Origin of the sequence: Streptomyces sirii (genome assembly GCF_045690365.1) — a bacterium.
Lineage (GTDB): Bacteria > Actinomycetota > Actinomycetes > Streptomycetales > Streptomycetaceae > Streptomyces > Streptomyces sirii.
On record NZ_CP147982.1, the window covers coordinates 3,431,933 to 3,456,981 of the forward strand.

Below are 25,049 nucleotides of genomic sequence, written 5' to 3' on the forward strand. Positions count from 1 at the left end.
GTCGGGTCGGTGCGTCCGGCAGGGCCTCCGTCGGCGGTGACCTCAGTGGTTGCTGGGGAAGCCCAGGTTGATGCCGCCGTCGGACGGGTCGGGCCAGCGGGTGGTGACGACCTTGCCGCGGGTGTAGAAGTGCACGCCGTCGTTGCCGTAGATGTGGTGGTCGCCGAAGAGCGAGTCCTTCCAGCCGCCGAAGGAGTGGTAGCCCACCGGCACCGGGATCGGGACGTTCACCCCGACCATGCCGGCCTCGACCTCCAGCTGGAAGCGGCGGGCGGCGCCGCCGTCGCGGGTGAAGATCGCGGTGCCGTTGCCCCACGGCGAGTTGTTCATCAGGGCGATGGCCTCGTCGTAGCTCTCGACGCGGACCACCGACAGCACCGGGCCGAAGATCTCGTCCCGGTAGGCGTCCATCTCGGGCGTGACGTTGTCCAGGAGGGAGACGCCCATCCAGTGACCGTCCTCGTAACCCTCGACGGTGTAGCCGGTGCCGTCGATGACGACGTCGGCGCCCTGGGCCGCGGCACCGGTGACGTACGAGGCGACCTTGTCGCGGTGGACCTTGGTGATCAGCGGGCCCATCTCGGAGGCCGGGTCGTCGCCGGGGCCGATCCGCAGCTTGTCGGCCCGCTCCTTGATCTTGCCGATCAGCGGGTCGGCGGTCTCGCCGACCGCGACGACGACCGAGATCGCCATGCAGCGCTCGCCGGCCGAGCCGTACGCGGCGTTGATCGCGGAGTCCGCCGCCAGGTCCAGGTCCGCGTCCGGCAGGACCAGCATGTGGTTCTTGGCGCCGCCCAACGCCTGCACACGCTTGCCGTTGGCGGTACCCGTGGTGTGGATGTAGCGGGCGATGGGGGTGGAGCCGACGAAGGAGACCGCGGCGACGTCGGGGTGCTCCAGGATGGCGTCGACGGCCACCTTGTCACCGTTGACGATGTTCAGCACACCGTCGGGCAGCCCCGCCTCCGCGGCCAGCTCGGCGAGCTTGAACGCGGCGCTGGGGACCTTCTCGCTCGGCTTGAGCACGAAGGTGTTGCCGCACGCGATGGCGAGGGGGAACATCCACATCGGCACCATCGCCGGGAAGTTGAACGGCGTGATGCCGGCCACCACACCCAGCGACTGGCGGATCGCCGCCACATCGACCCGGGTGGAGACCTGGGTGGACAGCTCGCCCTTGAGCTTCTCGGGGATACCGCAGGCCAGCTCGACGATCTCCAGACCGCGGGCGACCTCGCCCAGCGCGTCGGAGTGCACCTTGCCGTGCTCGGCGGTGATCAGCCGGGCCAGCTCCTCGCGGTGCGCGTCGATCAGCTCGCGGTACTTGAACAGCACCGACGTGCGCTTGGCCAGCGAGCTGGTGCCCCACGTCCGGAACGCTTCCTTGGCGGCGCGGACCGCCGCGTCGACCTCGTCGACCGACGCGAAGGCGACCTGCTTCTCCTGGGCACCGGTGGCCGGGTTGTAGACCGGACCGAAGTTGCCGGAGACACCCTCGACGGGCTTGCCGCCGATCCAGTGGCTGATGGTCTTCATGCGAGGGGCCTTTCTGGGGTGACGACTTCGAACGGGGTCAGGGTCAGAGGTGGCGGCGGCGCCCGGCGGCGTACCGGTCGTACGCCTCGCGGGCGGCGACCGCCGCCGGTCGTGTCGCGGTCTCGGCAACAGGAACATCCCACCAGGCCTGCGCCTCCGGCGCGCCCGGCACAGTGTCGGCCGTTTCGGTCTCGACATAGACACATGTGGGCTGGTTCGAGCCGCGCGCCTCGGCGAGCGCGGTACGCAGCTCGGCGACGGTGCCGGCACGCAGCACCCGCATACCGAGCGAGGCGGCGTTGGCGGCCAGATCGACGGGCAGCGGCGCACCCGTGTACGTGCCGTCCTTGTCACGGAAACGGTACGCCGTTCCGAAGCGCTCGCCGCCGGTCTGCTCGGACAGACCGCCGATCGACGCATAGCCGTGGTTCTGGATGAGGACGATGTTGATGTTGATGCCCTCCTGGACCGCGGTGACGATCTCCGTGGGGTTCATCAGATACGTACCGTCGCCGACCAGCGCCCACACCGGCCGGTCGGGCGCGGCGAGCCGGACCCCGATCGCGCCGGGGATCTCATAGCCCATGCAGGAGTAGCCGTACTCCAGGTGGTACTGCCGCGGGGACCGGGCACGCCAGAGTTTGTGCAGGTCACCGGGGAGGGACCCGGCCGCGTTGATGATCACGTCGGTGTCGTCGACGAGGGCGTCCAGCACGCCGAGGACCTGCGTCTGGGAGGGGCGCACGGAGGCGTCCGGGGCGCCGTACGCGGCGTCCACCCGCCGCTCCCAGTCCGCCTTCGCCACCCCGTAGGCCGCCTCGTACGCCTCCTCGACGCGGTGCCCGGCCAGCGCCAGGGTGAGCGCTTCGAGCCCGGCGCGGGCATCGGCCACCAGGGACAGGGCGCCGAGCTTGTGGGAGTCGAAGGGGGCGATGTTGAGGTTGAGGAAGCGGACGTCCGGCGCCGCGAAGAGCGTCGCGGAGGCGGTGGTGAAGTCGGTGTAGCGGGTCCCGACACCGATGACCAGATCCGCCTCGCGGGCCAGCGCGTCGGCGGTGGCGGTACCGGTGTGGCCGATGCCGCCGACATCCGCCGGATGGTCGTGGCGCAGCGAGCCCTTGCCCGCCTGGGTGGAGGCCACGGGGATGCCGGTGGTGTCGACGAAGGCCCGCAGCGCCTCCTCCGCCTCCGAGTGGTGGACCCCGCCGCCCGCGATCAGCAGGGGCCGCCGGGCCCCGCGGACGGCCCGCACCGCCTCGGCCAGCGCGCCGACGTCCGGGGCGGGCCGGGTGACCCGCCAGACCCGGTCGGCGAAGAACTCCTCGGGCCAGTCGTACGCCTCGGCCTGCACGTCCTGCGGCAGCGCCAGGGTGACCGCGCCGGTGTCGACGGGATCGGCGAGCACCCGCATCGCCTGCAGCGCGGCCGGGATCAGCGCCTCGGGGCGGGTGACCCGGTCGAAGTAGCGCGACACCGGCCGCAGCGCGTCGTTGACCGACACGTCCCCCGCGTGCGGGACCTCCAGCTGCTGCAGGACCGGGTCCGCGCTCCGGGTCGCGAAGACGTCGCCGGGCAGCAGCAGCACCGGCAGGCGGTTGACGGTGGCCAGCGCGGCGCCGGTGACGAGGTTGGTGGCGCCGGGGCCGATGGAGGTGGTGACGGCTTGTGCGCAGAGCCGGTCGCGCTGCCGGGCGTAGCCGACCGCGGCATGCACCATGGCCTGCTCGTTGCGGCCCTGGAGGTACGGCAGTGCCTCGCCGGACTCCAGCAGCGCCTGGCCGATCCCGGCGACGTTGCCGTGGCCGAAGATGCCCCAGCAGGCGTTGATCAGGCGGTGTCGGCGGCCGTCCCGCTCGGTGTACTGGTGGGCGAGGAACTCGACCAGGGCCTGCGCGACCGTGAGGCGGCGCGTGGTGGGGGCGTTCATCGGGCGTCTCCTGCGGGCGCTTGGTAGAGGGGGAGGCGGGTGTCGACGGGCTGGTCGGGCCAGGTGCCGCGGATCCAGCCGTGGTCGGGGTGGTCGCAGATCAACCACTCGCGGGTCTCGCCGGGCCCGGCCATGACGTTGAGGTAGTACATGGTGTGGCCGGGGGCGGCGATGGACGGGCCGTGCCAGCCGTCGGGGATCAGCACCGCGTCACCGCTCGCGACCTCGGCGAGCACGTCCGTACCGCGGCCGCGCCCCGAGGGGCTGACGCGCTGGTACCCGACGCCGTCCGTGCCGTGCGCCGGCGCGATCTCGAAGTAGTAGATCTCCTCCAGCTCGCTCTCCTCCCCCGGGCGGCACTCGTCGTGCTTGTGCGGCGGATAGGACGACCAGTTGCCGCCCGGAGTGAGCACCTCCACCGCGATCAGCCGGTCGCACTCGAAACCCTGTCGACCGTCGCCTCCGGCGGGGACCGCGGCCCCGAAGTTGTTGACCTGGCGGGAGCAGTTGCCGGTGCCGCGCAGCTCCACGGGGACGTCACAGGCGGCGCCGTAGCGGGCGGGCAGGCGGCGCTCGCAGCGCGCCCCGGTGAGCGCGAAGCGGCCCCCCGCCCCGCTGGCGATCTGCACATGCGCGTCCCTGGGGACGTAGGCGAAGTCGGTGACGCCGCTGAACACGCTCTCCCGGCCGGTGAGTTCGAAGAACTCGCCGCCGTCGCCGCCGTCGGTCAGCACCGTGCAGCCGCCGGACAGCGGCAGCACGATCCATTCGCTGTCTCCGGTGGCGAAGGAGTGGTGGCCACCGGGCGGCAGGTCCAGCACGCGCAGCGAGGAGTAGCCCCAACCGGCCCGTTTCGGGTCGATGTCCAGCGCGTACGGTCCCGCGGCCGCCTCACCGGCCCTCAGGTGGAATTCCGTGCTCACATTGCTCATGTATCGAGTCTCCTGCGGAAATCGCGGCGTTTGCAGTACCTCGTCGTTCTGCCCCGGACTCCGCCCGGGGGCACCGGCGGCGGGGAGGTCCCCCCGGCTCACAGCAGGCCCACGGCGGTGTCCACGGCGGCCGCGACGTCCCCGTCTGCCGGATAGAGCAGGGAGCGCCCGACGACCAGGCCCTGCACGGTCGGCAGCCGCAGCGCCTTGCGCCACTTCTCGTAGGCGGCCTCCTGGTCCTGGACGGTGCTGCCGATGTCGCCGCCGAGCAGCACGGTCGGCAGGGTGGTGGTCTCGCAGACCCGCGCCATCGCGTCGGCGTCGTCGGTGACCGGCAGCTTGAGCCAGGTGTAGGCGGAGGTGCCGCCGAGACCGGAGGCGATGGCGACGGAGCGGGTCACCGCCTCGGGGCTGAGATCGTTGCGGACCTTGCCGTCCATCCGGGAGGAGAGGAACGGCTCGACGAAGACGGGCAGTTGCCGCGCGGCCATCTCGTCGATGGCGCGGGCGGTGGCCTCCATCGTGGTCAGCGAGCCCGGGTCGTCGTAGTCGATCCGCAGCAGCAGCTTGCCCGCGTCGAAGCGGAGCCGGGCGAGGTCCTGCGGCCGATGGCCCGTAAACCGGTCGTCCATCTCGAACGAGGCGCCCGCGATGCCGCCCCGGTTCATCGACCCCAGCACCACCTTGCCCTCCAGGGCGCCGAGCAGCAGCAGGTCCTCCAGGATGTCCGCGGTGGCCAGCACCCCGTCCACACCGGGCCGCGACAGCGCCAGCACCAGGCGTTCGAGCAGGTCGAGACGGTTGGCCATGGCGAGCTGCCGGTCACCGACGGCGAGCGCGCCGCGGGCCGGATGATCGGCGGCGACGATCATCAGCCGGCCGCTGTCGCCGAGGAGCGGGCGACGGGCGCGGCGCGCGGCGGCCTCCGCGACGGCTTCGGGATGCCGGGCCCGCAGCGTCGCGAGGTCACTGATCCGAGGGGTCAAGGCTCAACTCACCTTCTTGAGTGCACAGGTGGGGGTGGCGCGGGGCCGCGCCGTCGACGGCTGCCCGGCGGGCCGCGGCCGTGGGGCTACCGCCCCGCGAGGAACGCCTCGACCTCGTCGGCCGTGGGCATGGCGGAGGAACAGGCCAGACGGGAGGCGACGATGGCGCCGGCGGCGTTGGCGTACCGCATCATCGGCTCCAGCTCCCAGCCGGAGAGCAGCCCATGGCACAGCGACCCGCCGAACGAGTCGCCGGCGCCGAGCCCGTTCACGACCTCGACGGGGGTGGGCGGGACCTCGGCGGTGCGGCCGTCGCGGTGGACGGCGAGCACGCCCTTGGGCCCCTGCTTGATGACGGCGAGCTCCACCCCCATCTCCAGCAGCGCCCGGGCGCACTCCTTCGGCTCGCGCACCCCGGTGGCGACCTCGGCCTCGTCGACATTGCCGACCGCCACCGTGGCGTGCCGCAGGGCCGCCTCGTAATACGGGCGGGCGGTGGCCATCGCCGCGGCGCCGCTCGCCCCGCCGTCCCCGGAGGCACCGCCCTCGCCGCCCCAGAACATCGGCCGCCAGTCCAGGTCGAAGACGGTCGTACCGGCCTTGGCGCGGGCCTCCAGCGCGGCGAGGGTGGCGCCGCGGCTGGGCTCCTCGCACAGCCCCGTACCGGTGATCCAGAAGATCCGGGCCGCCGCGATGGCGTCCAGATCCAGTTCCTCGGGGTGGATGACCAGGTCGGGGGCCTTGGGCCGGCGGTAGAAGTAGAGCGGGAAGTCGTCCGGCGGAAAGATCTCGCAGAAGGTCACCGGCGTCGGATACTCGTCGACGGGAGTCACCCACCGGTCGTCCACCCCGAACTCGCGCAGCGCCTGGTGGACGTAGTCCCCGAACGGATCGCGCCCGGTGCGGCTGACGACCGCGCTGCGGCGCCCGAGCCGGGCGGCGGCCACCGCGACATTGGTGGCCGAACCACCGAGGAACTTCCCGAACGTCTCCACCTGCGCCAGCGACACACCGGTCTGCAGCGGATAGATGTCCACTCCGATGCGGCCCATGGTGATCAGGTCGTACGGCTCGGTCATATGCGCCCCTTCGGGTCGGCCGGCGCGGCGGATTCGGCGGGTTCGCCGAGCGGGTCGGCGGGTTCGGCAGGTGGTTCACCGGGTTCGGCGGGTTCGACTCTGAGGAAAGGTCTAACGGTGAGCGTCAGACCCTGTCAACAGTTTGTCCTTACATTCTGACGTCAAGGATCGAGGAAGCCACCTCCGGGGTGGCGGCGAAGCAACCCGGGGGCACCCCTCGGCGCACCCCTGAGACAACCCCCGACACACACCCCCAAGACGCCCGCAATACACCCGCAATACGATCCTCGACGCGCCCGGACCCACCCCCGATGCACTCCCCCGCCACACCCCCACACGCCCCCGCCGCCACAAAGTCATTAAGTCCTTATGTCAGGACGAAGTCTTGACACTCCCTGGGGCGCCAGAGAGGCTGTGCCCCACAACCCACCCAGCGCCTCCCGGTCACCGCCGACCGGCGAGAGGAGAGCCGCAGCATGACCGTTCCCCATGCCGCCCCCCGCGTTCTGGACCGCATCCGCATCGGTTCCGCCCCCGACTCATGGGGGGTGTGGTTCCCCGACGACGACCAGCAGGTCCCCTGGCGGCGCTTCCTGGACGAGGTCGCCGAGGCCGGCTACGAGTGGATCGAGCTCGGCCCGTACGGTTACCTCCCCACCGACCCCGCCGTCCTGCGCGAGGAGATCGCCCGCCGCAGCCTGAAGGTCTCGGCCGGCACGATCTTCACCTCGATGCACCACGGCCCGTCCGTCTGGGACAAGACCTGGGCGCACGTCTCCGAAGTCGCCACCCTCACCCAGGCCATGGGTGCCAAGCACCTGGTCGTCATCCCGTCCTTCTGGCGGGACGACAAGACCGCCGAGGAGCTCGAACCGCGCGAGCTGACCGTCGAGCAGTGGAAGCACCTGACGACCGGCATGGAACGGCTGGGCAAGCGCGTACAGGACGAGTTCGGGCTGGACATCGTCGTGCACCCGCACGCCGACACCCACATCGACACCGAGGAACACGTCGAGCGGTTCCTGCACGTGACCGACTCCGACCTGGTCAACCTCTGCCTGGACACCGGCCACTACGCCTACTGCGGCGGGGACAGCGTCAAGCTGATCCGCACCTACGGCGAGCGGATCGGCTACCTCCACCTCAAGCAGGTCGACCCGGACATCCTCAGCGACGTCGTGGCCAAGGGCACGCCGTTCGGCCCGGCCGTCCAGCAGGGCGTGATGTGCGAGCCGCCGCTCGGCGTGCCCGCACTGCCGCCCGTCCTGGAGGCCGCACAGGAGCTGGACGTCGACCTCTTCGCCATCGTCGAGCAGGACATGTACCCCTGCCCGCCCGACCAGCCGTTCCCCATCGCCGAGCGCACGCGCCGCTTCCTGCGGTCCTGCGGCGCCTGAGGCGGCAGAGGGGGCGGAGGCTGCGGGCGGGGGTGGCCGTTGATGGCGGCTCGGCCGCCAGTTGGTGGCGGCAGTTCACCCTGTGGGCGCGTTGAAGTCGGCCCTGCGGGTGCGCCGGCATGCGAATACGGATGCGGATACGGATGCGGATACGGATTCGGATGCACATACGTAGGTGTAGGCGCTTGCGTTCGGCCGCCCTTGGTCGCGTCAGCCGCACTCGCCTGTGTTCGCCTTGTGACGCCTCCTTATATCTCCGGCAACGATTACGGAGAGTAATCTGTTCCCAGAGTACATCACGCTCTGTAGCACTCTGAAGCACGTAAGGACTTGAGGACGACATGACTTCGTACGGAACGCTGGGTGTGGCGGTCATCGGCACGGGCCGGATGGGCGCCGATCACGTCCGCCGGATCAACGAGGTGATCAGTGGCGCCCGGGTGGCGGCGGTGGTCGACATCGACGCGGCCCGGGTCAAGCACCTCGCCGACGGCATCGAAGGGTGTACCCCCTACACCGACCCCGCCACCGCCATGGACGACCCCTCGGTGGACGCCGTACTCATCGCCTCGCCGGGCCCCGCGCACGAGGCGGCACTCCTGGAAGCCTTCGCGCGCGATCTGCCCGTACTGTGCGAGAAGCCGCTGACGCCGGACGCCGCCTCCGCGCTGCGCGTCCTGGAAGCCGAGCAGGCGCTGGGCCACCGCCGCGTGCAGGTGGGCTTCATGCGTCGCTACGACGCCGACTACCGCGCCCTCAAGTCCCTTCTGGACCAGGGAACGTACGGGCGTCCGCTGATGCTGCACAACAAGCACCGCAACGCCGACACCCCGCCCGGCTTCACCAACGCGATGATGATCAACGACTCGGTGGTGCACGAGATCGATGTGACCCGCTGGCTGCTGGAGGAGGAGATCACGGCGGTACGGGTGCTGCGGCCGGCGCCCACCGGGAACGCTCCCGATGGCCTGAGCGACCCGCAGCTGGTCCTCTTCGAGACCGCGGGCGGCCAGGTCGTCGACACCGAGATCTTCGTCAACTGCGGCTTCGGCTACCAGGTCGGCTGCGAGGCGGTCTGCGAGAACGGAACCGCCAGGATCGGCGACGACCACGGGGTGTTCACCAACGCGGCCGGCCGCTGGGGCGGTGCCGTCCCCCCGGGGTTCGTGGAGCGCTTCGAGGAGGCGTACGACCGGCAGGTGCAGCTCTGGGTGAACGCCACCCGGCGCGGCGAGGTCGAGGGTCCCAGCTGCTGGGACGGCTATGCGGCGGCCGCGGTGTGCGAGGCGGGCGTGCTCGCCCAGGCCGGCGGCGAGCGGGTGGCGGTCGAGCTGATCGAGCGGCCGGCGCTGTACCGGTAGGGGGCGGTGGCGGCCCTCGCGGAGCCGGTGGCGGCTGGTGTCGCGCCGCGCTGCCGCGGCGTGTCGCGCCGTGCCGCTGCGGCGTGTTGTGCCGCGCTGCTGCGGCGTGTTGCGCCGTGCCGCCGAGGTGTTGTGTCGTGCCGCCCGTTCCTCGTCACGTATCCGCTCGCTTCCGATCCGTTGAAAGGCCCCGCACATGCATTCCGCGCCGGACGCCGTTCCGCTTGGCCGTACCGTGCACCTCGCCCGTGGCGCCACCCCGCAACGCTCCGTACCGGTCCGCGGCGCCGCCCCGGCGCCCGAACCGTCCTCTCCGGGCGGCGGGTCGACCGTCCTGACGGGCCGGAGCTGACAATGACCGCCCCGACCAGCCGGGCGGCGTCCATCGCCCCGCGTGTCGGCCCGCGGTCCCGCCGCGCCACACGCTTCATCGTCGCCATCGCCGCCATCGCCGCGCTCGGCGGCGCCCTCTTCGGCTACGACACCGGAGTGATCTCCGGCGCCCTCCCCTTCATGGAGGTCCACTTCGGCCTCACGTCCCTGGGCGAAGGCGTCATCACCAGCGCGCTGCTGATCGGCGCGGCCTTCGGCTCGCTGATCGGCGGCCGGATGTCGGACGCGCTGGGCCGGCGCGACTCCCTGCTGTGGGCGGGCGCCGTGTTCATCGGCGGCGCGCTGGCGGTGGCGCTCTCCCCCACGGTCGCCGTCATGACGGTGGCGCGGTTCGTCCTCGGCCTCGCCGTCGGCAGCGCCTCCGTCATCACCCCGCTCTACCTCTCCGAGATCGCGCCCCCGCACATTCGCGGCCGGCTGGTCTCCTTCAACTCGCTGATGATCGTCAGCGGTCAGCTGCTGGCCTACCTGATCAACGCCGTACTGGCGCAGTGGGAGGCCTGGCGCTGGATGCTGGGTCTTGCCGCGTTGCCCGCGGTGGCGCTGTTCGTCGGCCTGTTCTTCCTGCCCGACACCCCGCGCTGGTACATCAGCAAGGGGCGGCAGGACGACGCGGCCGCGGTGCTGCGCCGTACGCTGCCCGCCGAGGACGTCCCCGCCGAGCTGGCCCGTATCGACCGGGCCCGCAGCCTGGAGGCGGGTGCGCAGCGCGGTGCCTGGCAGCAGCTGCGTACGCCCTGGGTGCGGCGCCTGCTGCTGGTGGGCATCGGGCTGGCGGCGGTCCAGCAGATCACCGGCGTCAACGCGGTGGTGTACTTCGCGCCCAAGATCCTGGCGTCGACGGGGCTGGGCACCGGCGCCGCGATCACCGCGACCATCGCCGTCGGGGCGATCTCCGTCCTGGCCACCGCGATCGGGATGTCCCTGATCGACCGGGTCGGGCGGCGGCCGATGCTGATCACGGGGCTGGCCGGGATGACGGTCTCGCTCGCCCTGCTCGGGGCGTCCTTCCATCTCCCGCGGTCCACCGCCGTCAGCGCCCTCGTCCTGTGTCTGATGGTGCTCTACATGGCCTTCATGCAGGCCACGTTGAACACCGGGGTGTGGCTGCTGCTCGCCGAGATGTTCCCGCTCAGGGTCCGCGGACTGGCCATGGGCGCGGCGGTGTTCGTGATGTGGGTGGTCAACTTCGCGGTCGCGCTGGTCTTTCCGGTGCTGCTCGATCTGGCCGGTGCCGGCGTCACCTTCTGGTTCTTCGGCGCGATGTGCGCGGTGTCCCTGGTCTTCTGCAAGCGGTACGCGCCGGAGACGAAGGGGCTGGCGCTGGAGGATCTGGAGCGTGAGCTGCGGAGGGCGGCCGGGGCCGGGGAGGCCAAAGAGGCTGAAGAGGCCGAAGAGGCGAACGGGGCCGCGGGGGTCGAGGGTGTGGTCCCGGAGACCTCTGTCCGCTGACGGCGAGGTCTGTGCCTCCTCGGCGCCGCCGTCCCCGCCTCGTCACGGCCGTCCGCCCCTCGTCACAGCCGTCCGTGCCCCGTCACGGCTGTCACCGTTGCGCGGGCCTTCCGTCACAGTCGATCAACAGCCCCTCCCCCGCGGTCACTCGGTGTCGTTGTCCGGGCACAGGGTGAGTGATCACCAGGCCGTACGCGGCCCCCGACGGCTCCCCCGGGCCGCCCCTGCGTACGGCGCTCAGGAGGTGACGGAAATGACCGACCGCAGGCTCTGGTCGTACAAGGAGATCGCCGCGCACATCCAGGTGCAGCCGGACACCGTGCGCTCGTACCGCAAGCACGGGCTGCTGCCGGAACCGGATCTGGTCGAGGGCGGAAAACCGTACTGGTTCGCCGACACGGTCAGAGCATGGGTGGCCCAGCGCCCCGGCCAGCGTGGCCGGCGCTGACGCCGCCTGAACAGGCCCCCGGGCCCCGGCGCCGCTGCCCGGTGCCGGGGCCCGGATCGCGCGTGTCCCGGCGCGCGCCGTGGTTCTACGATCGTGGTATGCCCCAGAATCCCCGGCCCGCGGCGCCCGCCCGGATCGCGGTGATCGGCGCCGGCGCGATCGGCGGCTATACCGCCGCCCTCGCCGGGTGGGCCGGCCTCGACGTGACCTTGTGCGTACGCAGCCCGTTGCCGAGCCTCACCGTCGAGAGCGGCGGCGACGTCCGGACCGCGGCGGTGCGGATCGCCACCGATCCGGCGCGGGTGGCGCCGGTCGACTGGGTGCTGCTGACCACCAAAGCGCAGGACACCTCGGGCGCCGAGGGCTGGCTGCGGCGGCTGTGCGGTCCCGGCGCCGCCGTCGCGGTGCTCCAGAACGGCATCGATCAGGAGGAACGCGTCGCTTCGCTCGTCCCCAGGGGCACCGGCATCCTCCCCACCGTCGTCTACATCTCGGCGGAGCGCACCGCGCCCGGCCGGATCCGGCACCACGTCGCCAGCGAACTGCACGTCCCCGAGGGCCCGTTGGGCACACGGTTCGCCGCCGTGTTCGACGGCACCGGGCTGCGGGTGCACCCGGTGCGCAACTTCGCCACGGCCGCTTGGCGCAAGCTGTTCACCAATCTCGCGGCCAACCCGATCACCGCCCTGCTCCAGCAGCGGATCGGGGCCCTCGCCCACCCCGAGATGGTCGCACTCACCCGTGACCTGCTGTCCGAGGCGGCCGCCGTGGCCCGGGCGGAGGGCGCGGACCTCGGCGACGAGGACATCACCAGGACCCTGGAGCTGTACGCCACGGCGCCTGCGGACGGCGGTTCCTCGATGCTCTACGACCGGCTCGCCGGCCGCCCGATGGAGCAGGAGTTCATCACGGGAGCGGTGGTCCGGGCGGGCGAACGGCACGGTATCGCGACGCCGTTGAACGGCATGCTGCTGACGCTGCTGCGGGCGGTGGACCGCGAGCTGCGGGGCGAGTGGCCGGCCGGGGTCGCGCGGTCGGCCCGGGGCGGCGGCGCCCCGCCGTCCGCCGCGCCGGACGGGGCCTAGGGGGTGCCCGCAAAGTCCCGCCTGGCCTGCGACGCCCGGCACGGCGCCTCGCCGCGTTGTCGGGATCGTCCACGTAGCCCACTACGAGGACGGCCCTCCGGCACCGGACGCCGCAGGCCCCGCCCTACGGGCGGACGACGGGACTTTGCGGAGACCCCCTAGAGATCAGGCGGCGCGGACCGTCAGGCGTCCCGCGGTGGCGCCGTAGAGCCTCTGGTCTCCAGTTCCGGTGCGACGAGTCGGTGGGCGGCCGGGGTGTCCGGGCGGTCCATCCGGTCCAGCAGGCAGCGGGCCGCCCGGCGGCCGACCTCGTGGCTGGCGTTGTTCACCGAGTTCAGCCAGAGGTGCCGGATGCGGGCGAGGTAGGTGTTGTCGTAGCCGACCAGGGAGAGGTCGGCGGGCACGGACAGCCCCAGTTCCTGGGCGGCGGAGAGCGCGCCGACGCAGGATATGTCGTTGAACGCGAAGACCGCGGTGGGGCGTTCGGCACCGCGCGAGGGGTTGAGCAGGCGCACCGCGGCCCGGTAGCCGCCCTCCTCGGTCCCGTCGCCGGGCTCCACGACGGCGTCCGCCGCCCGGCCGTGGGCGCGCAGGGCGGCCTCGAAGCCGCGCCGGCGCAGCTCGCCGACGAGTCCCTGACCGGCGATATGGGCGATCCGGCGGTGGCCGAGGGAGAGCAGGTGCTCGGTGGCGAGGCGGGCGCCGCGCTCGTCGTCGTTGGCGACGATGTCGACGCGCGGCAGCCGCGGTTCGTGGTTTCCCGCGATGACCGTGGGCAGTCGCTCGGCGACCTCGGCGAGGCCGTCGGTGTCCGGGAGCGTGCCGACGACGACGATGCCGTCGACCCGAAGTTCCTGGAAGGTGCGGGCGAAGTCCTGTCCGGCCCGTCGGTCGAGTCGGCCGTCGGCCATCAGCATCCGCAGGCCGTGTGCCTGCAGCAGCGAGTTGAGGCCGTCGAGGACCTCGACGAACCAGGGGTTGCGCATGTCGTTCAGCAGCACGCCGACGGTGTGGGTGCGGCGCGCGACCAGGCTGCGGGCGGCGGCGTTCGGCCGGTAGCCGAGCTCGTCGATGGCGTCCAGTACGGCCTGCCGCTTGGCGTCGCTGACCCGCGGGGAGCCCTGCAGCACCAGTGACACCAGCGACTTGGAGACGCCGGCCCGCTCGGCGACGCCACGGATCGTCGGGGGGCGTCCGCCTCGTCCGTCGGCGGGCTCGTTGGACCGTTCCATGAGGGGGGATCCTTCCATCGGGGCGGGGAGGCGTCAACGCATACGCCCCTGCACCCGCTTTCGCCTCTGCCCAGGGGTTGACATGCGGACATCCGGACATGCAGGGTGCCCGGAACGGCGGGCGTTGGACCGTTCCAATGATTGTCTCTCCCCTCCTTGGAAGGACCGAGCATGAAGATCGGCCTCATCGGTACCGGGCGTATCGGCGCGTTCCACGCCGCGACCCTGCAGAGCGTCCCGGGCGTCACCGACCTCGTGGTCGCGGACGCCGAGACCGCGCGGGCCGCCGCGCTGGCGGACACCCTCGGCGTACGTGCCGCCGCGAGCATCGCGGAGATGTACGCGGAGGGCCTGGACGGTGTGGTGATCACCGCCGCGACCAGCGCACACGCCGCACTGATCCACCAGGCCCTGGACGCCGGCGTGCCGGTCTTCTGCGAGAAGCCGGTCGCGCTGGACGTCCTGGGCACCGTCGGAGTGGTGGAGCGGGCGCAGGCCGGCACCGTGCCCGTGCAGATCGGCTTCCAGCGCCGCTTCGACGCGGGCTACCGCGCCGCGCGCGCGGCGCTGCGGTCCGGCGAACTGGGCTGGCTGCACACGCTGCGCGCCTGCACCAGCGACCGGACCCCGCCGCCGGCCGGGTACATCCCCACCTCCGGCGGGCTGTTCCGGGACTGCTCCATCCACGACTTCGACATCCTGCGCTGGCTGACCGGCCGCGAGGTGGTCTCGGTCTACGCCCAGGGCGCCAACCGCGGCGCGTCCTTCTTCGCCGACGGCGACGACGTCGACACCTGCGCGGCGCTGCTGCGCTTCGACGACGACACCCTGGCGACGGTCACCGCCACCCGCTACAACGGCGCGGGCCATGACGTCCGGCTGGAGGTCTGCGGCTCCGAGGGCGCCCGCTTCGTCGGCCTCGACGACCGTGCGCCGCTGCCGTCCGCGGAGCCGCAGCTGTCCTGGCAGCGGGCGGCCGACCCCTACGCCACCTTCATGGAGCGCTTCCACGCCGCCTACGTCACGGAGCTGGGCGTGTTCGTCGAGGTCGCCGCCGGCCGGGCGCCGAACCCCTGCCCGCCCGAGGAGGCCCTGGAGGCGCTGTATGTCGCCGAGGCCTGCGAGCGTTCGCGTCGGACCGGCGAGCCGGTCGCCGTCGCGGACGTCCGCGGTACGGCCGGCCCGGTGGCTCTGGACGCGTGAGCGACCTCGGGGTCGTCTCACTCGGCACGCTGGTGTTCGCCGCGCTGCTGGTGGGGGTCTCCAAGACCGCCGTCAGCGGCGTCGGCGCGCTGAGCGTCGCCCTCTTCGCCGCCGTACTGCCCGCCAGGGAGTCCACCGGCGTCCTGCTCCCGCTGCTCCTCGTCGGGGACGTACTGGCCGTCCGCACCTACCGCGCGCACACCGACTGGCCCACGCTGCTGCGGCTGCTGCCGTCGGTGGCGGTCGGGGTGCTGCTCGGTGCCGTGTTCGTCGCCGGAACCGGTGACGAGGCCGTCCGCCGCACGATCGGCGCGCTGCTGCTGACGATCGTGCTGCACCACCTCTGGCGGCGCGGGCGCGCGCGCCGTGCCGGTGACCGTGACCGCGGGGCATCGGCGGCGGCCGTCCCGAGCGGTGGGCCGGGTGCGGCGCTGGAGGCGGACACGGGGCGGGCCGCGGCTCGGGATTCCGGCGCGGCGGCCGGGCGCCGCGCGTATGCCCGCACCCTGTTCTTCGGGCTCGTCGCCGGATTCGCCACCATGGTCGCCAACGCGGGCGGTCCCGCGATGTCGCTCTATCTGCTGTCCGCGGGCTTCACGATGCTCGGATTCCTGGGGACGGGGGCGTGGTTCTTCCTCCTCGTCAATCTCTTCAAGCTGCCGTTCAGCATCGGGCTGGGCCTGCTCACGCCCGACGGCCTCGCGCTGGACGCGGTGCTGGTGTGCGCCGTGCCGGTCGGGGCGCTCCTCGGGCGGGCCCTGGTGCGCCGCATCGACCAGGCACTCTTCGACCGCCTGGTGCTCTTGTGCACCGCCGCCTCCAGCCTCAACCTCCTCCGTTGACCCAGACCGCCTACCGCCCCAGCGCCGGTCCACCGCCGGCGCGGCAGACCGCCGACGGTCCGGTCCGCCAGTCGGGTGACGGGCCGATGGCCGGAGAGCGCCGCGCAACTCCCGCACCCACTTCATCACTCTCCGTAATCGCTCCATGCCTGAACTGTACGGCCGGCCACTGACAATCGCCCCGCCCGTCGCGGAACCGCAGGCCTCGACGGGCGCCGGGCGGCCGCGTTCAGGCCGCCGCGGTCGATGAGGTCCGGTCGTCGCGCCCCTCGCCGTCCCGTTCGCCGCCCCCCTCGGGCCGCTGCCGCAGCGCCCGGCGGCGGGCCACCCACTGGATCGCGGTGCCCACCGCGGCGACCGCGCAGGAGACGCCCAGGCCGAGTGCGGCGGCGTGGAGGCGGTTGTCGGCGGCCGCGCTGCCCAGGTAGCCGAGGCCGACGGAGTACGTCGCCCAGGTCGCCTCGGCGATGCCGGCGCCGAGCGCGTACTTGCGCAGCGGATAGCGCAGCACCCCGGAGGCCAGCGCCCCGGCGATCCGACCGCTGGGCAGGAACCGCACGACGATCACGAACGGCACGCCGTAGCGCTGGATCCGCTGGGAGGTCCACTCCAGCAGCGCCCGGCGGCGGGGGTTGCGGCGCATCCAGGCGCGTACGGGCTCGCCGAACCGCCGTGCGGCGAGGTACATCAGCAGGTCCCCCAGCACGGCACTGCCGGCCACGACCAGCAGGACCTGGGGCAGGAAGAGTTCGCCGCGGGAGGCGAGCACGCCGACGGAGACGAGCAGGGCGGAGTTGGGGACCAGCGGCGGCAGCGTGGTGAGCACCAGCAGGCCGTAGAGGGCGAGTACGTCCATCCGGCCGCCTCCTCGGATCCGCCCCGAGTCCGTAACCCAAGGCTGACGCGGGGTGCGGCGCTCGGCAACGCGGTGGGCGCGGCGAGGCGCTGGATCGATACCCCCTAGGGGTATAAAGTATCTGGGGTCGGGAACACCGGCAGCCGCCGGGACCCCGTGCGCCACCGCCACCATGCGACACTCCGGCAGTCGCCGGCACACGGAAGGCCGCGCCCCACGGCTCGGCCCGGAAGCCGGCACCGGACAGCCGCACCAGACACCGGCACCACAAGGAGATTCCCCCATGAACGAGAACGGCTCCTGCTGCACCCCCGAAGGCTCCCGCCACTCCGGCGGCACCGACGTCCAGGTCGGCGAGGTGACCGCCACGTACAAGGTCACCGGCATGACGTGCGGCCACTGCGAGGGTGCGGTGTCGTCCGAGATCGGCGAGATCGCCGGTGTCAGCTCGGTGCAGGCGGTCGCGGCCACCGGCCTGGTGACCGTGACCTCCAAGAACCCTCTGGACGAGGAGGCCGTGCGCGCGGCCGTCGACGAGGCCGGCTACGAGTTCGCGGGTCGGGGCGTCTGACATCTGATCGCCGCTGGCGGTACGGGTACCGTCAGCGGCGGCCCGCACCCCGATCTGCGATCAAGAACATTCACACAGCCTTTACGACTGGCACAACACCCCCACCCTGGGGCACAACACCCATACCCCCGGGCTCCGATCTCCAGATCATGGCCCTTGACCGCATTCGCCCACATATGGCAAGAGACCCAGATCACACTCATTGGAACGTAACCATTGAGGGGGGTCGCGAGTCTAACCGGGCAGTGCAGGCACCCCGGCGGGGCTTGCACTGCGACAGCCGTGTCGATCTTGGGGGATCGTGCCCGGCTACGCGTAGCCGGGGCGACGTGCCCGGGGAGCTTTGAGCGGCCCTCCCGATGTGCGCGTCCCGGCAGAGCGCGGTGCAACCCGGAGCGCCCGGACGGATCCCGTGGGGGGAATCCAACCGGGATATGGGAAGCGCCCCGCACTCTGGACCCGTGGGGGGATCCGGAGGCGGGGCGCTTTCGTCTATCCGGGACAGCGGCGGCCGGCGGCCGTCAGCGCTGCTCGACCGGCACGAAGTCGCGCTCGACGGCGCCGGTGTAGATCTGCCGCGGGCGGCCGATGCGGGAGCCGGGCTCCTTGATCATCTCGTGCCACTGGGCGATCCAGCCGGGCAGCCGGCCGAGCGCGAAGAGCACGGTGAACATCTCGGTGGGGAAGCCCATCGCCCGGTAGATCAGACCGGTGTAGAAGTCCACGTTCGGGTAGAGCTTGCGCTCGACGAAGTAGTCGTCGGACAGCGCGTGCTCCTCCAGCTTGAGGGCGATGTCCAGCAGCTCGTCGGACTTGCCGAGCGCGGAGAGGACATCGTGCGCCGCCGCCTTGATGATCTTCGCGCGGGGGTCGAAGTTCTTGTAGACGCGGTGCCCGAAGCCCATGAGCTTCACGCCGTCTTCCTTGTTCTTCACCTTGCGGATGAAGGAGTCGACGTCGCCGCCGTCGCGCTGGATGCCTTCCAGCATCTCCAGCACGGACTGGTTGGCACCACCGTGCAGGGGACCCCACAGGGCACTGATACCGGCCGAGATCGAGGCGAAGAGGTTCGCCTGCGAGGAGCCGACCAGGCGGACCGTGGAGGTCGAGCAGTTCTGCTCGTGGTCGGCGTGCAGGATCAGCAGCTTGTCCAGGGCGCTGACCACGACCGGGTCGAGGTCGTAGTCCGCGGCGGGCACCGAGAAGGTCATCCGCAGGAAGTTCTCGACGTACCCGAGGTCGTTGCTCGGGTAGACGACCGGGTGGCCGACCGACTTCTTGTAGGCGTACGCCGCGATCGTCGGGAGCTTGGCCAGCAGCCGGATCGTGGAGATGTGGCGCTGCTGCTCGTCGAACGGGTTGTGGCTGTCCTGGTAGAACGTCGACAGCGCGCTGACGACCGAGGACAGCATCGCCATCGGGTGAGCGTCCCGGGGGAAGCCGTCGTAGAAGCGCTTGACGTCCTCGTGGAGCAGGGTGTGGTACGTGATGTCCTGCTTGAAGGCGGACAGCTGATCGACGGTGGGCAGCTCACCGTTGATCAGGAGGTACGCGGTCTCGACGAACGTGCTGCGCTCTGCGAGCTGCTCGATCGGATACCCGCGGTAACGAAGAATTCCCTGCTCACCGTCGAGATAGGTGATCGCGGATTTATATGCCGCGGTGTTGCCGTAACCGGAGTCCAGGGTCACCAGACCGGTCTGGGCGCGCAGCTTCGAGATATCGAAGCCCTTGTCGCCGACGGTGCTGCCGACGACCGGGTAGCTGTATTCGCCGTCCCCGTAACGCAGTACTACAGAGTTGTCGCTCACGTCATCCCTCACCGACGTTGTGCCTCTTCTTCGAGGTGCCCTGACTGCCTATACCTTCCCCCATTTGGACCTTGGATGTGCACTCGGGGTCGGCCATAGGGCCTCATTACGGCACTCAGTGCCGCGTGAGTGTCCATCCTGCTCCCTTTCGCCCCGATTGGGAAAGAGGAGTGACATCACATCGCCCCGGCGAGCCGGTGAGCCAGAGCCGTACACCGCCGACCGGCGGATACCGTGCGTACGGCCTGCCCGAGGGCCTTCCGGGAGCCGACCAGCACCACCAAACGCTTCGCCCGGGTCACGGCGGTATACAACAAATTGCGCTGCAGCATCATCCAGGCACTCGTGGTGACCGGAATCACCACCGCTGGATACTCACTACCCTGCGAGCGATGGATCGTCACGGCATAGGCGTGCGCGAGTTCGTCGAGTTCGTCGAAGTCGTAGGGGACCTCCTCGTCCTCGTCGGTGAGCACCGTCAGCCGCTGCTCGTCGGAGTCCAGGGCCGTGACCACGCCCACCGTCCCGTTGAAGACGCCGTTGCGACCCTTTTCATAGTTGTTCCTGATCTGGGTGACCTTGTCCCCGACGCGGAAGACGCGGCCGCCGAAGCGGCGCTCGGGCAGATCGGGGCGGGCGGGGGTGACGGCCTGCTGGAGCAGGCCGTTCAGGGCGCCCGCACCGGCCGGGCCGCGGTGCATCGGGGTCAGCACCTGGACGTCCCGGCGCGGGTCCAGGCCGAACTTGGCGGGGATCCGGCGGGCCGCGACATCGACGGCCAGCCGTCCGGCCTCTTCATTGTCCTCCTCCACGAACAGGAAGAAGTCGGCCAGTCCGGTCGTGAGCGGGGGGACGCCGGAGTTGATCCGGTGGGCGTTGGTGACCACGCCGGACTCCTGGGCCTGCCGGAAGATCTGAGTCAGCCGGACGGCGGGGACCGGGCCGGGCTCGGCCAGCAGGTCCCGCAGCACCTCGCCGGCGCCCACCGACGGCAGCTGGTCGACGTCCCCCACCAGCAGCAGATGGGCGCCCGGCGGCACCGCCTTGACGAGCTTGTTGGCCAGCAGCAGATCCAGCATCGACGCCTCGTCGACGACCACCAGATCGGCGTCCAGCGGCCGGTCGGCGTCGTAGGCGGCGTCCCCGCCGGGCTTGAGCTCCAGGAGGCGGTGGACCGTGGAGGCCTCCGCGCCGGTCAGCTCCGCGAGCCGCTTGGCGGCCCGGCCCGTGGGCGCGGCCAGCACCACCTTCGCCTTCTTGGCGCGGGCCAGCTCGACCACGGACCGGACCGTGAAGGACTTGCCGCAGCCCGGCCCGCCCGTGAGCACCGCGACCTTCCGCGTCAGCGCCAGGCGCACCGCCTGCTGCTGCTCGGGGGCCAGGTCGGCGCCCGTACGGCGCGCCAGCCACGCCAACGCCTTGTCCCAGGCGACGTCCCGGAACGCCGGCATCCGGTCCTCGTCCGTGCGCAGCAGCCGTGTCAGCCGGCCGGCCAGCGACATCTCGGCGCGGTGGAAGGGCACCAGATAGACGGCGGTGACCGGGACGCCGTCCTCGCCGGGCACCTTCTCGCGGACCACGCCCTCCGGGTCCGCGGCCAGCTCGGCCAGGCAGTCGATGACCAGGCCGGTGTCCACCTGGAGCAACTTCACCGCGTCCGCGATCAGTTGCTCCTCGGGCAGGAAGCAGTGCCCCTGGTCGGTGGACTGCGACAGGGCGTACTGCAGGCCCGCCTTGACGCGGTCCGGGCTGTCGTGGGGGATGCCGACGGACTGGGCGATGCGGTCGGCGGTCAGGAAGCCGATGCCCCAGACGTCCGCGGCGAGGCGGTAGGGCTGGTTGCGGACGACGGAGATCGAGGCGTCGCCGTACTTCTTGTAGATCCGCACCGCGATGGAGGTGGACACCCCCACGCCCTGGAGGAAGACCATGACCTCCTTGATGGCCTTCTGCTCCTCCCAGGCGTCGGCGATCTTCTTGGTGCGCTTGGGGCCGAGGCCCGGCACCTCGATGAGCCGCTTCGGCTCGTGTTCGATGATGTCGAGGGTGTCCACGCCGAAGTGCTGGGTGATGCGGTCGGCGAAGACCGGGCCGATGCCCTTGACCAGGCCGGAGCCGAGGTAGCGGCGGATGCCCTGGATCGTCGCGGGCAGGACGGTGGTGTAGTTCTCCACGGTGAACTGCTTGCCGTACTGCGGGTGGGAGCCCCAGCGGCCCTCCATCCGCAGCGACTCCCCCACCTGCGCCCCGAGCAGCGCGCCGACGACGGTCAGCAGATCGTTCGCGCCGCGGCCGGTGTCGACGCGCGCGACGGTGTAGCCGCTCTCCTCGTTGGCGTAGGTGATCCGCTCCAGGACCCCTTCGACCACGGCTGCGTTGACCATGCCCCGACCGTACCGCCGGGGTCTGACACCGCGTGTGGTGCCGCCTCGCCCCGGGCGGCGTCGAAGAGCTCCATCGAGGGGCCCGTCCGATGGCCGGGCCCCTCGATTCCCCCTCCGCGCCGGTCCCCGATCCCCCCGGATCCCTCCCCGGTCGGGACCAGCGTCAGCTATGACCGACAGGGGCCGCCAACGGTTGCGCGCATCCGCAGAGTTATTTCACCGTCACCAGTTGTACGCCCCCCGTTCACCGAACGACGTGGGTCCGGAAGCGGTCGACCACCTCGGCCAGCACCTCGGCGCCGTCCCGGGCCCACAGCGCCGGGTTGAAGATCTCCACCTCGATCGGCCCCCGGTAGCCGGCCGCCTCGACCCGCTCCCGGAACCACCGCAGGTCCACCGCCCCGTCGCCGAGTTGCCCGCGTCCCAGCAGAGCGCCCTCGGGCAGCGGGGTGATCCAGTCGGCGAGCTGGAAGGCCGCGATCCGTGTGCCCGCCGTGCCGCCGGCGTCCCCGCCGCCCGCGCGCTCGATCTGCCGGCCGACGGTGTCGTCCCACCACAGGTGGTAGGTGTCCACGACGACGCCCACCTGGTCGGCGGGGAACCGCTCGGCGAGATCGAGCGCCTGGGCGAGCGTGGAGACCACGCAGCGGTCCGCCGCGTACATGGGGTGAAGCGGTTCGATCGCCAGCCGTACGCCGCGCTCCACGGCGTACGGCGCCAGTTCGGCCAGCGCGTCGGCGACGCGTTCCCGGGCGCCGGGCAGATCCCGGCTGCCGGCCGGGAGCCCGCCGGACACCAGGACGAGCGTGCCGGTCCCCAGGGCGGCCGCCTCGTCGAGGGCCGCCCTGTTGTCGTCCAGCGCAGCCGCCCGCTCACCGGGGTCCACCGCGGTGAAGAACCCGCCCCGACACAGGCTGGTGACCCGCAGCCCGGCGTCCCGTACGAGCCGGGCGGCCGCGGCCACCCCGTACTCCCGCACCGGGGCGCGCCACAGGCCCACGCCCCGTACTCCCGCCCGTGCGCACCCGTTGGCCAGATCGGGTAGCGACCACTGTCTGACGGTCTCCTGATTGAGGCTCAGGCGGTCGAGGGCCGCGGGGGCGGCGGAGCCGGTCATACGGGCCTCACGGTCTCTCCGGCCGGGTCTTTGACCCCGTGGACGGCGAGCAGGCCGCGCATCCGGGCCGCGGCCAGCTCCGGGTCCGGGAACAGGCCCAGTGCGTCGGCCAGTTCGTGGGCGCGGCGCAGATGCGGCAGGGAGCGGGCCGACTGCAGGCCGCCGACCATGGTGAAGTGCGACTGGTGGCCCGCCAGCCAGGCCAGCAGCACCACCCCCGTCTTGTAGTAGCGGGTGGGCGCCTGGAAGAGGTGGCGGGCCAGGGCGACCGTGGGGTCCAGGGCGGCGCGGAACGCGGCGGTGCCTTCGGGGCCTTGGGCGTCATCGAGGCGACGTACGGCGTCGGCGGCCAGTGGGGCGAGCGGGTCGAAGACGCCCAGCAGGGCGTGGCTGAAGCCGTGGTCGTCGCCGGCGATCAGCTCGGGGTAGTGGAAGTCGTCGCCCGTGTAGCAGCGCACGGCCCCTGGGAGGCGGCGGCGCAGCCGTACCTCTCGGCCGGCGTCCAGGAGGGAGACCTTGACGCCGTCCACCTTGCCGGGGTGTGCGGCGATCAGGTCGAGGAGGGTGTTTGTGGCGGCGTCGGGGTCCGCGCTGCCCCAGTAGCCGTGCAGGGCCGGGTCGAACATCGGACCGAGCCAGTGCAGGATCACCGGCCGGGTGGTCTGGCGCAGCAGGCCGCCGTAGAGCTCCAGGTAGTCGTCGGGTCCGGTGGCGGCCGCGGCGAGCTGGCGGGACGCCATGAGGACCGGCCGGGCGCCGGCGTCCTCGACGAGGGTGAGCTGCTCCTCGTAGGCGGCCCGGATGTCGGCCAGTGTGGCGCCCTGGGGCGGTAGTTGGTCGGTGCCCGCTCCGCAGGCGAGCAGGCCGCCGGCCGCCCGGGCCTCGGCTCCGGAGCGCCGGATGAGTTCGGCGGCGCCGGTCCAGTCCAGGCCCATGCCGCGCTGTGCGGTGTCCATCGCCTCGGCCACGCCCAGGCCGTGCGACCACAGGTGGTGGCGGAAGGCGAGGGTGGCGTCCCAGTCGAGGGCGGCCGGGCCGTCCGGTTGGGTGTCGGCGAGCGGATCGGCGACCACGTGGGCGGCGGCGTAGACGGTACGGGAGCGCAGCGGGGGCCGCGCCCCGCTGGGGGACGCGGGCGGGGTCGCGCCGGCCGCGGGCCCGGGGCGGGGCCGGTCGGCGGCCGGCGCGTTCACAGGCTCAGCTCCGGTACGTCCAGGCGGCGCCCCTCCGCCGAGGAGCGGCGCCCCAGTTCGGCGAGTTGGACGCCGCGGGCGCCCGCGGCCAGGTCCCAGTGCCAGGGCTCGTCGCGGACGACGTGCCGCAGGAACAGCTCCCACTGCACCTTGAAGCCGTTGTCGAAGGCGGTGTTGTCGGGGACCTCCTGCCACTGGTCGCGGAACGGCTCGGACGCCGGAACATCGGGGTTCCAGAGGGGTTTGGGGGTGGTGGAGCGGTGCTGGACGCGGCAGCGGCGCAGTCCGGCGACGGCCGAGCCCTCGGTGCCGTCCACCTGGAACTCCACCAGCTCGTCGCGGTGCACCCGGACCGCCCAGGAGGAGTTGATCTGCGCGACGACGCCGCCGGCCAGCTCGAAGATGCCGTATGCGGCGTCGTCGGCGGTGGCGTCGTACGGGGCGCCCGACTCGTCCCAGCGGCGCGGGATGTGCGTGGTGATCCGCGCCTGGACGGTGCGCACCGGGCCGAACAGCTCGTGCAGGACGTACTCCCAGTGCGGGAACATGTCGGCCGCGATGCCGCCGCCGTCCTCGGCGCGGTAGTTCCAGGAGGGGCGCTGCGCCTGCTGCCAGTCGCCTTCGAAGACCCAGTAGCCGAACTCGCCCCTCACGGACAGCACGCGGCCGAAGAAGCCGCCCTCGACGAGTCGGCGGAGCTTGCGCAGGCCGGGCAGGAAGAGCTTGTCCTGGACGACGCCGTTCTTGACGCCGGCGTCCCGGGCCAGCCGGGCCAGTTCCAGGGCGCCCGCGAGGTCGCCGGTGGTGGGCTTCTCGACGTACAGGTGCTTTCCGGCGGCGATCGCCTTCTTGGCTGCTTCGGGGCGGGCGGCGGTGGTCTGGGCGTCGAAGTAGACCGCGATGGAGTCGTCGGCCAGCACGGCGTCGAGGTCGCAGCTCCACTCCTCCAGGCCGTGGCGTTCGGCCAGTGCCCGCAGTTTGTGCGGGGAGCGGCCGACGAGCACCGGCTCCGGCCAGATCACCGTCCCGTCGGCCAGTTCGAGGCCGCCCTGTTCGCGCAGGGCGAGGAGGGAGCGGACCAGATGCTGGCGGTACCCCATGCGTCCGGTCACGCCGTTCATGGCGATGCGTACGGTCGTGCGTGTCACGGCCCGGCCTCTCTCAGGATGTGAATCGTGTGAGCGGGGGTGTTCGTGCGCTGTCAGGTCGTACGTACCGGTCTGCGCCGGCGGCCAAACGGAGAA

The 25,049-nt window shown here is 71.9% G+C and carries 20 protein-coding genes; 8 read left to right on the plus strand and 12 right to left on the minus strand.

The features are described from left to right. Positions 1-42: 42 nt before the first annotated feature. From WAB15_RS15420 to iolC, 5 genes are all read right to left on the minus strand, one after another. Positions 43-1,536 carry a CoA-acylating methylmalonate-semialdehyde dehydrogenase gene (locus WAB15_RS15420; RefSeq protein ID WP_399146800.1) on the minus strand — a complete coding sequence of 498 codons (1,494 nt, stop codon included), beginning with the start codon at positions 1,534-1,536 and terminating at the stop codon, positions 43-45. A 43-nt stretch (positions 1,537-1,579) separates the two neighbouring features. Further along, entirely contained in the window at positions 1,580-3,463 is a 1,884-nt protein-coding gene (gene iolD / locus WAB15_RS15425; RefSeq protein WP_407286607.1) for a 3D-(3,5/4)-trihydroxycyclohexane-1,2-dione acylhydrolase (decyclizing), read from the minus strand. Beyond that, positions 3,460-4,395 carry a 5-deoxy-glucuronate isomerase gene (gene iolB / locus WAB15_RS15430; protein ID WP_399146802.1) on the minus strand — a complete coding sequence of 312 codons (936 nt, stop codon included), beginning with the start codon at positions 4,393-4,395 and terminating at the stop codon, positions 3,460-3,462. Before iolB ends, iolD begins: the two co-directional genes overlap by 4 nt. A 98-nt stretch (positions 4,396-4,493) precedes the next feature. Beyond that, positions 4,494-5,381, minus strand: a complete 888-nt coding sequence (locus tag WAB15_RS15435; RefSeq protein ID WP_407286608.1) for a deoxyribose-phosphate aldolase — start codon at positions 5,379-5,381, stop codon at positions 4,494-4,496. Between the two features lie 86 nt (positions 5,382-5,467). After that, positions 5,468-6,460 (minus strand): 5-dehydro-2-deoxygluconokinase, encoded by a 993-nt coding sequence (gene iolC, locus WAB15_RS15440; protein ID WP_399146804.1) that lies wholly within the window; start codon positions 6,458-6,460, stop codon positions 5,468-5,470. 476 nt (positions 6,461-6,936) lie between these two features. Between iolC and WAB15_RS15445 the strand changes: the two genes are divergently transcribed. From WAB15_RS15445 to WAB15_RS15465, 5 genes are all read left to right on the plus strand, one after another. After that, entirely contained in the window at positions 6,937-7,857 is a 921-nt protein-coding gene (locus WAB15_RS15445; protein ID WP_407286609.1) for a sugar phosphate isomerase/epimerase family protein, read from the plus strand. Between the two features lie 341 nt (positions 7,858-8,198). Beyond that, on the plus strand, positions 8,199-9,218 hold the full coding sequence (locus WAB15_RS15450; protein WP_407286610.1) for a Gfo/Idh/MocA family protein: 1,020 nt from the start codon (positions 8,199-8,201) through the stop codon (positions 9,216-9,218). A gap of 354 nt (positions 9,219-9,572) precedes the next feature. Continuing rightward, positions 9,573-11,063 carry a sugar porter family MFS transporter gene (locus WAB15_RS15455; RefSeq protein WP_407286611.1) on the plus strand — a complete coding sequence of 497 codons (1,491 nt, stop codon included), beginning with the start codon at positions 9,573-9,575 and terminating at the stop codon, positions 11,061-11,063. Positions 11,064-11,316: 253 nt separating this feature from the next. Further along, entirely contained in the window at positions 11,317-11,511 is a 195-nt protein-coding gene (locus tag WAB15_RS15460) for an AlpA family transcriptional regulator (RefSeq protein ID WP_033265761.1), read from the plus strand. Positions 11,512-11,609: 98 nt separating this feature from the next. Continuing rightward, entirely contained in the window at positions 11,610-12,596 is a 987-nt protein-coding gene (locus tag WAB15_RS15465; protein ID WP_407286612.1) for a 2-dehydropantoate 2-reductase, read from the plus strand. A gap of 182 nt (positions 12,597-12,778) precedes the next feature. On the opposite strand, the gene WAB15_RS15470 is transcribed toward WAB15_RS15465, so the two are convergent. After that, the gene (locus WAB15_RS15470) at positions 12,779-13,828 is read right to left on the minus strand and encodes a LacI family DNA-binding transcriptional regulator (RefSeq protein WP_407286613.1); all 1,050 of its coding nucleotides are present in this window, start codon (positions 13,826-13,828) and stop codon (positions 12,779-12,781) included. 171 nt (positions 13,829-13,999) lie between these two features. Here WAB15_RS15470 and WAB15_RS15475 point away from each other — a divergent pair, with 171 nt between their 5' ends. Both WAB15_RS15475 and WAB15_RS15480 read left to right on the plus strand, forming a co-directional pair. Further along, positions 14,000-15,031, plus strand: coding sequence for a Gfo/Idh/MocA family oxidoreductase (locus WAB15_RS15475; protein WP_407286614.1), 1,032 nt, complete (start codon positions 14,000-14,002; stop codon positions 15,029-15,031). After that, positions 15,028-15,873, plus strand: coding sequence for a TSUP family transporter (locus WAB15_RS15480; protein ID WP_399146811.1), 846 nt, complete (start codon positions 15,028-15,030; stop codon positions 15,871-15,873). Before WAB15_RS15475 ends, WAB15_RS15480 begins: the two co-directional genes overlap by 4 nt. Positions 15,874-16,102: 229 nt before the next feature. Here the strand turns inward: WAB15_RS15480 and WAB15_RS15485 are convergent, their stop codons facing one another. After that, positions 16,103-16,729 carry a DedA family protein gene (locus WAB15_RS15485; RefSeq protein WP_407286615.1) on the minus strand — a complete coding sequence of 209 codons (627 nt, stop codon included), beginning with the start codon at positions 16,727-16,729 and terminating at the stop codon, positions 16,103-16,105. Positions 16,730-17,012: 283 nt separating this feature from the next. Here WAB15_RS15485 and WAB15_RS15490 point away from each other — a divergent pair, with 283 nt between their 5' ends. Further along, positions 17,013-17,300: a heavy-metal-associated domain-containing protein gene (locus WAB15_RS15490; RefSeq protein ID WP_399146813.1), complete on the plus strand. Its 288-nt coding sequence runs from the start codon at positions 17,013-17,015 to the stop codon at positions 17,298-17,300. A 521-nt stretch (positions 17,301-17,821) separates the two neighbouring features. Here the strand turns inward: WAB15_RS15490 and WAB15_RS15495 are convergent. From WAB15_RS15495 to WAB15_RS15515, 5 genes are all read right to left on the minus strand, one after another. Beyond that, the gene (locus tag WAB15_RS15495; protein WP_399146814.1) at positions 17,822-19,111 is read right to left on the minus strand and encodes a citrate synthase; all 1,290 of its coding nucleotides are present in this window, start codon (positions 19,109-19,111) and stop codon (positions 17,822-17,824) included. A gap of 176 nt (positions 19,112-19,287) precedes the next feature. Beyond that, entirely contained in the window at positions 19,288-21,495 is a 2,208-nt protein-coding gene (locus tag WAB15_RS15500; protein WP_407286616.1) for an ATP-dependent RecD-like DNA helicase, read from the minus strand. Positions 21,496-21,739: 244 nt separating this feature from the next. Next, positions 21,740-22,612: a sugar phosphate isomerase/epimerase family protein gene (locus WAB15_RS15505; protein WP_407286617.1), complete on the minus strand. Its 873-nt coding sequence runs from the start codon at positions 22,610-22,612 to the stop codon at positions 21,740-21,742. Further along, positions 22,609-23,805 (minus strand): dihydrodipicolinate synthase family protein, encoded by a 1,197-nt coding sequence (locus WAB15_RS15510; RefSeq protein ID WP_407286618.1) that lies wholly within the window; start codon positions 23,803-23,805, stop codon positions 22,609-22,611. Before WAB15_RS15510 ends, WAB15_RS15505 begins: the two co-directional genes overlap by 4 nt. Next, on the minus strand, positions 23,802-24,953 hold the full coding sequence (locus tag WAB15_RS15515; protein WP_407286619.1) for a Gfo/Idh/MocA family protein: 1,152 nt from the start codon (positions 24,951-24,953) through the stop codon (positions 23,802-23,804). Before WAB15_RS15515 ends, WAB15_RS15510 begins: the two co-directional genes overlap by 4 nt. Positions 24,954-25,049: the final 96 nt, after the last annotated feature.

Bases quoted from the DNA above. Each gene is read 5' to 3' on its own strand.
- WAB15_RS15505 (WP_407286617.1), bottom strand. From the start codon at position 22,612: ATGACCGGCTCCGCCGCCCCCGCGGCCCTCGACCGCCTGAGCCTCAAT.
- WAB15_RS15445 (WP_407286609.1), top strand. From the start codon at position 6,937: ATGACCGTTCCCCATGCCGCCCCCCGCGTTCTGGACCGCATCCGCATC.
- WAB15_RS15475 (WP_407286614.1), top strand. From the start codon at position 14,000: ATGAAGATCGGCCTCATCGGTACCGGGCGTATCGGCGCGTTCCACGCC.
- WAB15_RS15485 (WP_407286615.1), bottom strand. From the start codon at position 16,729: ATGGACGTACTCGCCCTCTACGGCCTGCTGGTGCTCACCACGCTGCCG.
- WAB15_RS15450 (WP_407286610.1), top strand. From the start codon at position 8,199: ATGACTTCGTACGGAACGCTGGGTGTGGCGGTCATCGGCACGGGCCGG.
- iolB (WP_399146802.1), bottom strand. From the start codon at position 4,395: ATGAGCAATGTGAGCACGGAATTCCACCTGAGGGCCGGTGAGGCGGCC.
- WAB15_RS15490 (WP_399146813.1), top strand. From the start codon at position 17,013: ATGAACGAGAACGGCTCCTGCTGCACCCCCGAAGGCTCCCGCCACTCC.
- iolC (WP_399146804.1), bottom strand. From the start codon at position 6,460: ATGACCGAGCCGTACGACCTGATCACCATGGGCCGCATCGGAGTGGAC.
- WAB15_RS15420 (WP_399146800.1), bottom strand. From the start codon at position 1,536: ATGAAGACCATCAGCCACTGGATCGGCGGCAAGCCCGTCGAGGGTGTC.
- WAB15_RS15500 (WP_407286616.1), bottom strand. From the start codon at position 21,495: ATGGTCAACGCAGCCGTGGTCGAAGGGGTCCTGGAGCGGATCACCTAC.
- WAB15_RS15470 (WP_407286613.1), bottom strand. From the start codon at position 13,828: ATGGAACGGTCCAACGAGCCCGCCGACGGACGAGGCGGACGCCCCCCG.
- iolD (WP_407286607.1), bottom strand. From the start codon at position 3,463: ATGAACGCCCCCACCACGCGCCGCCTCACGGTCGCGCAGGCCCTGGTC.
- WAB15_RS15455 (WP_407286611.1), top strand. From the start codon at position 9,573: ATGACCGCCCCGACCAGCCGGGCGGCGTCCATCGCCCCGCGTGTCGGC.
- WAB15_RS15460 (WP_033265761.1), top strand. From the start codon at position 11,317: ATGACCGACCGCAGGCTCTGGTCGTACAAGGAGATCGCCGCGCACATC.
- WAB15_RS15465 (WP_407286612.1), top strand. From the start codon at position 11,610: ATGCCCCAGAATCCCCGGCCCGCGGCGCCCGCCCGGATCGCGGTGATC.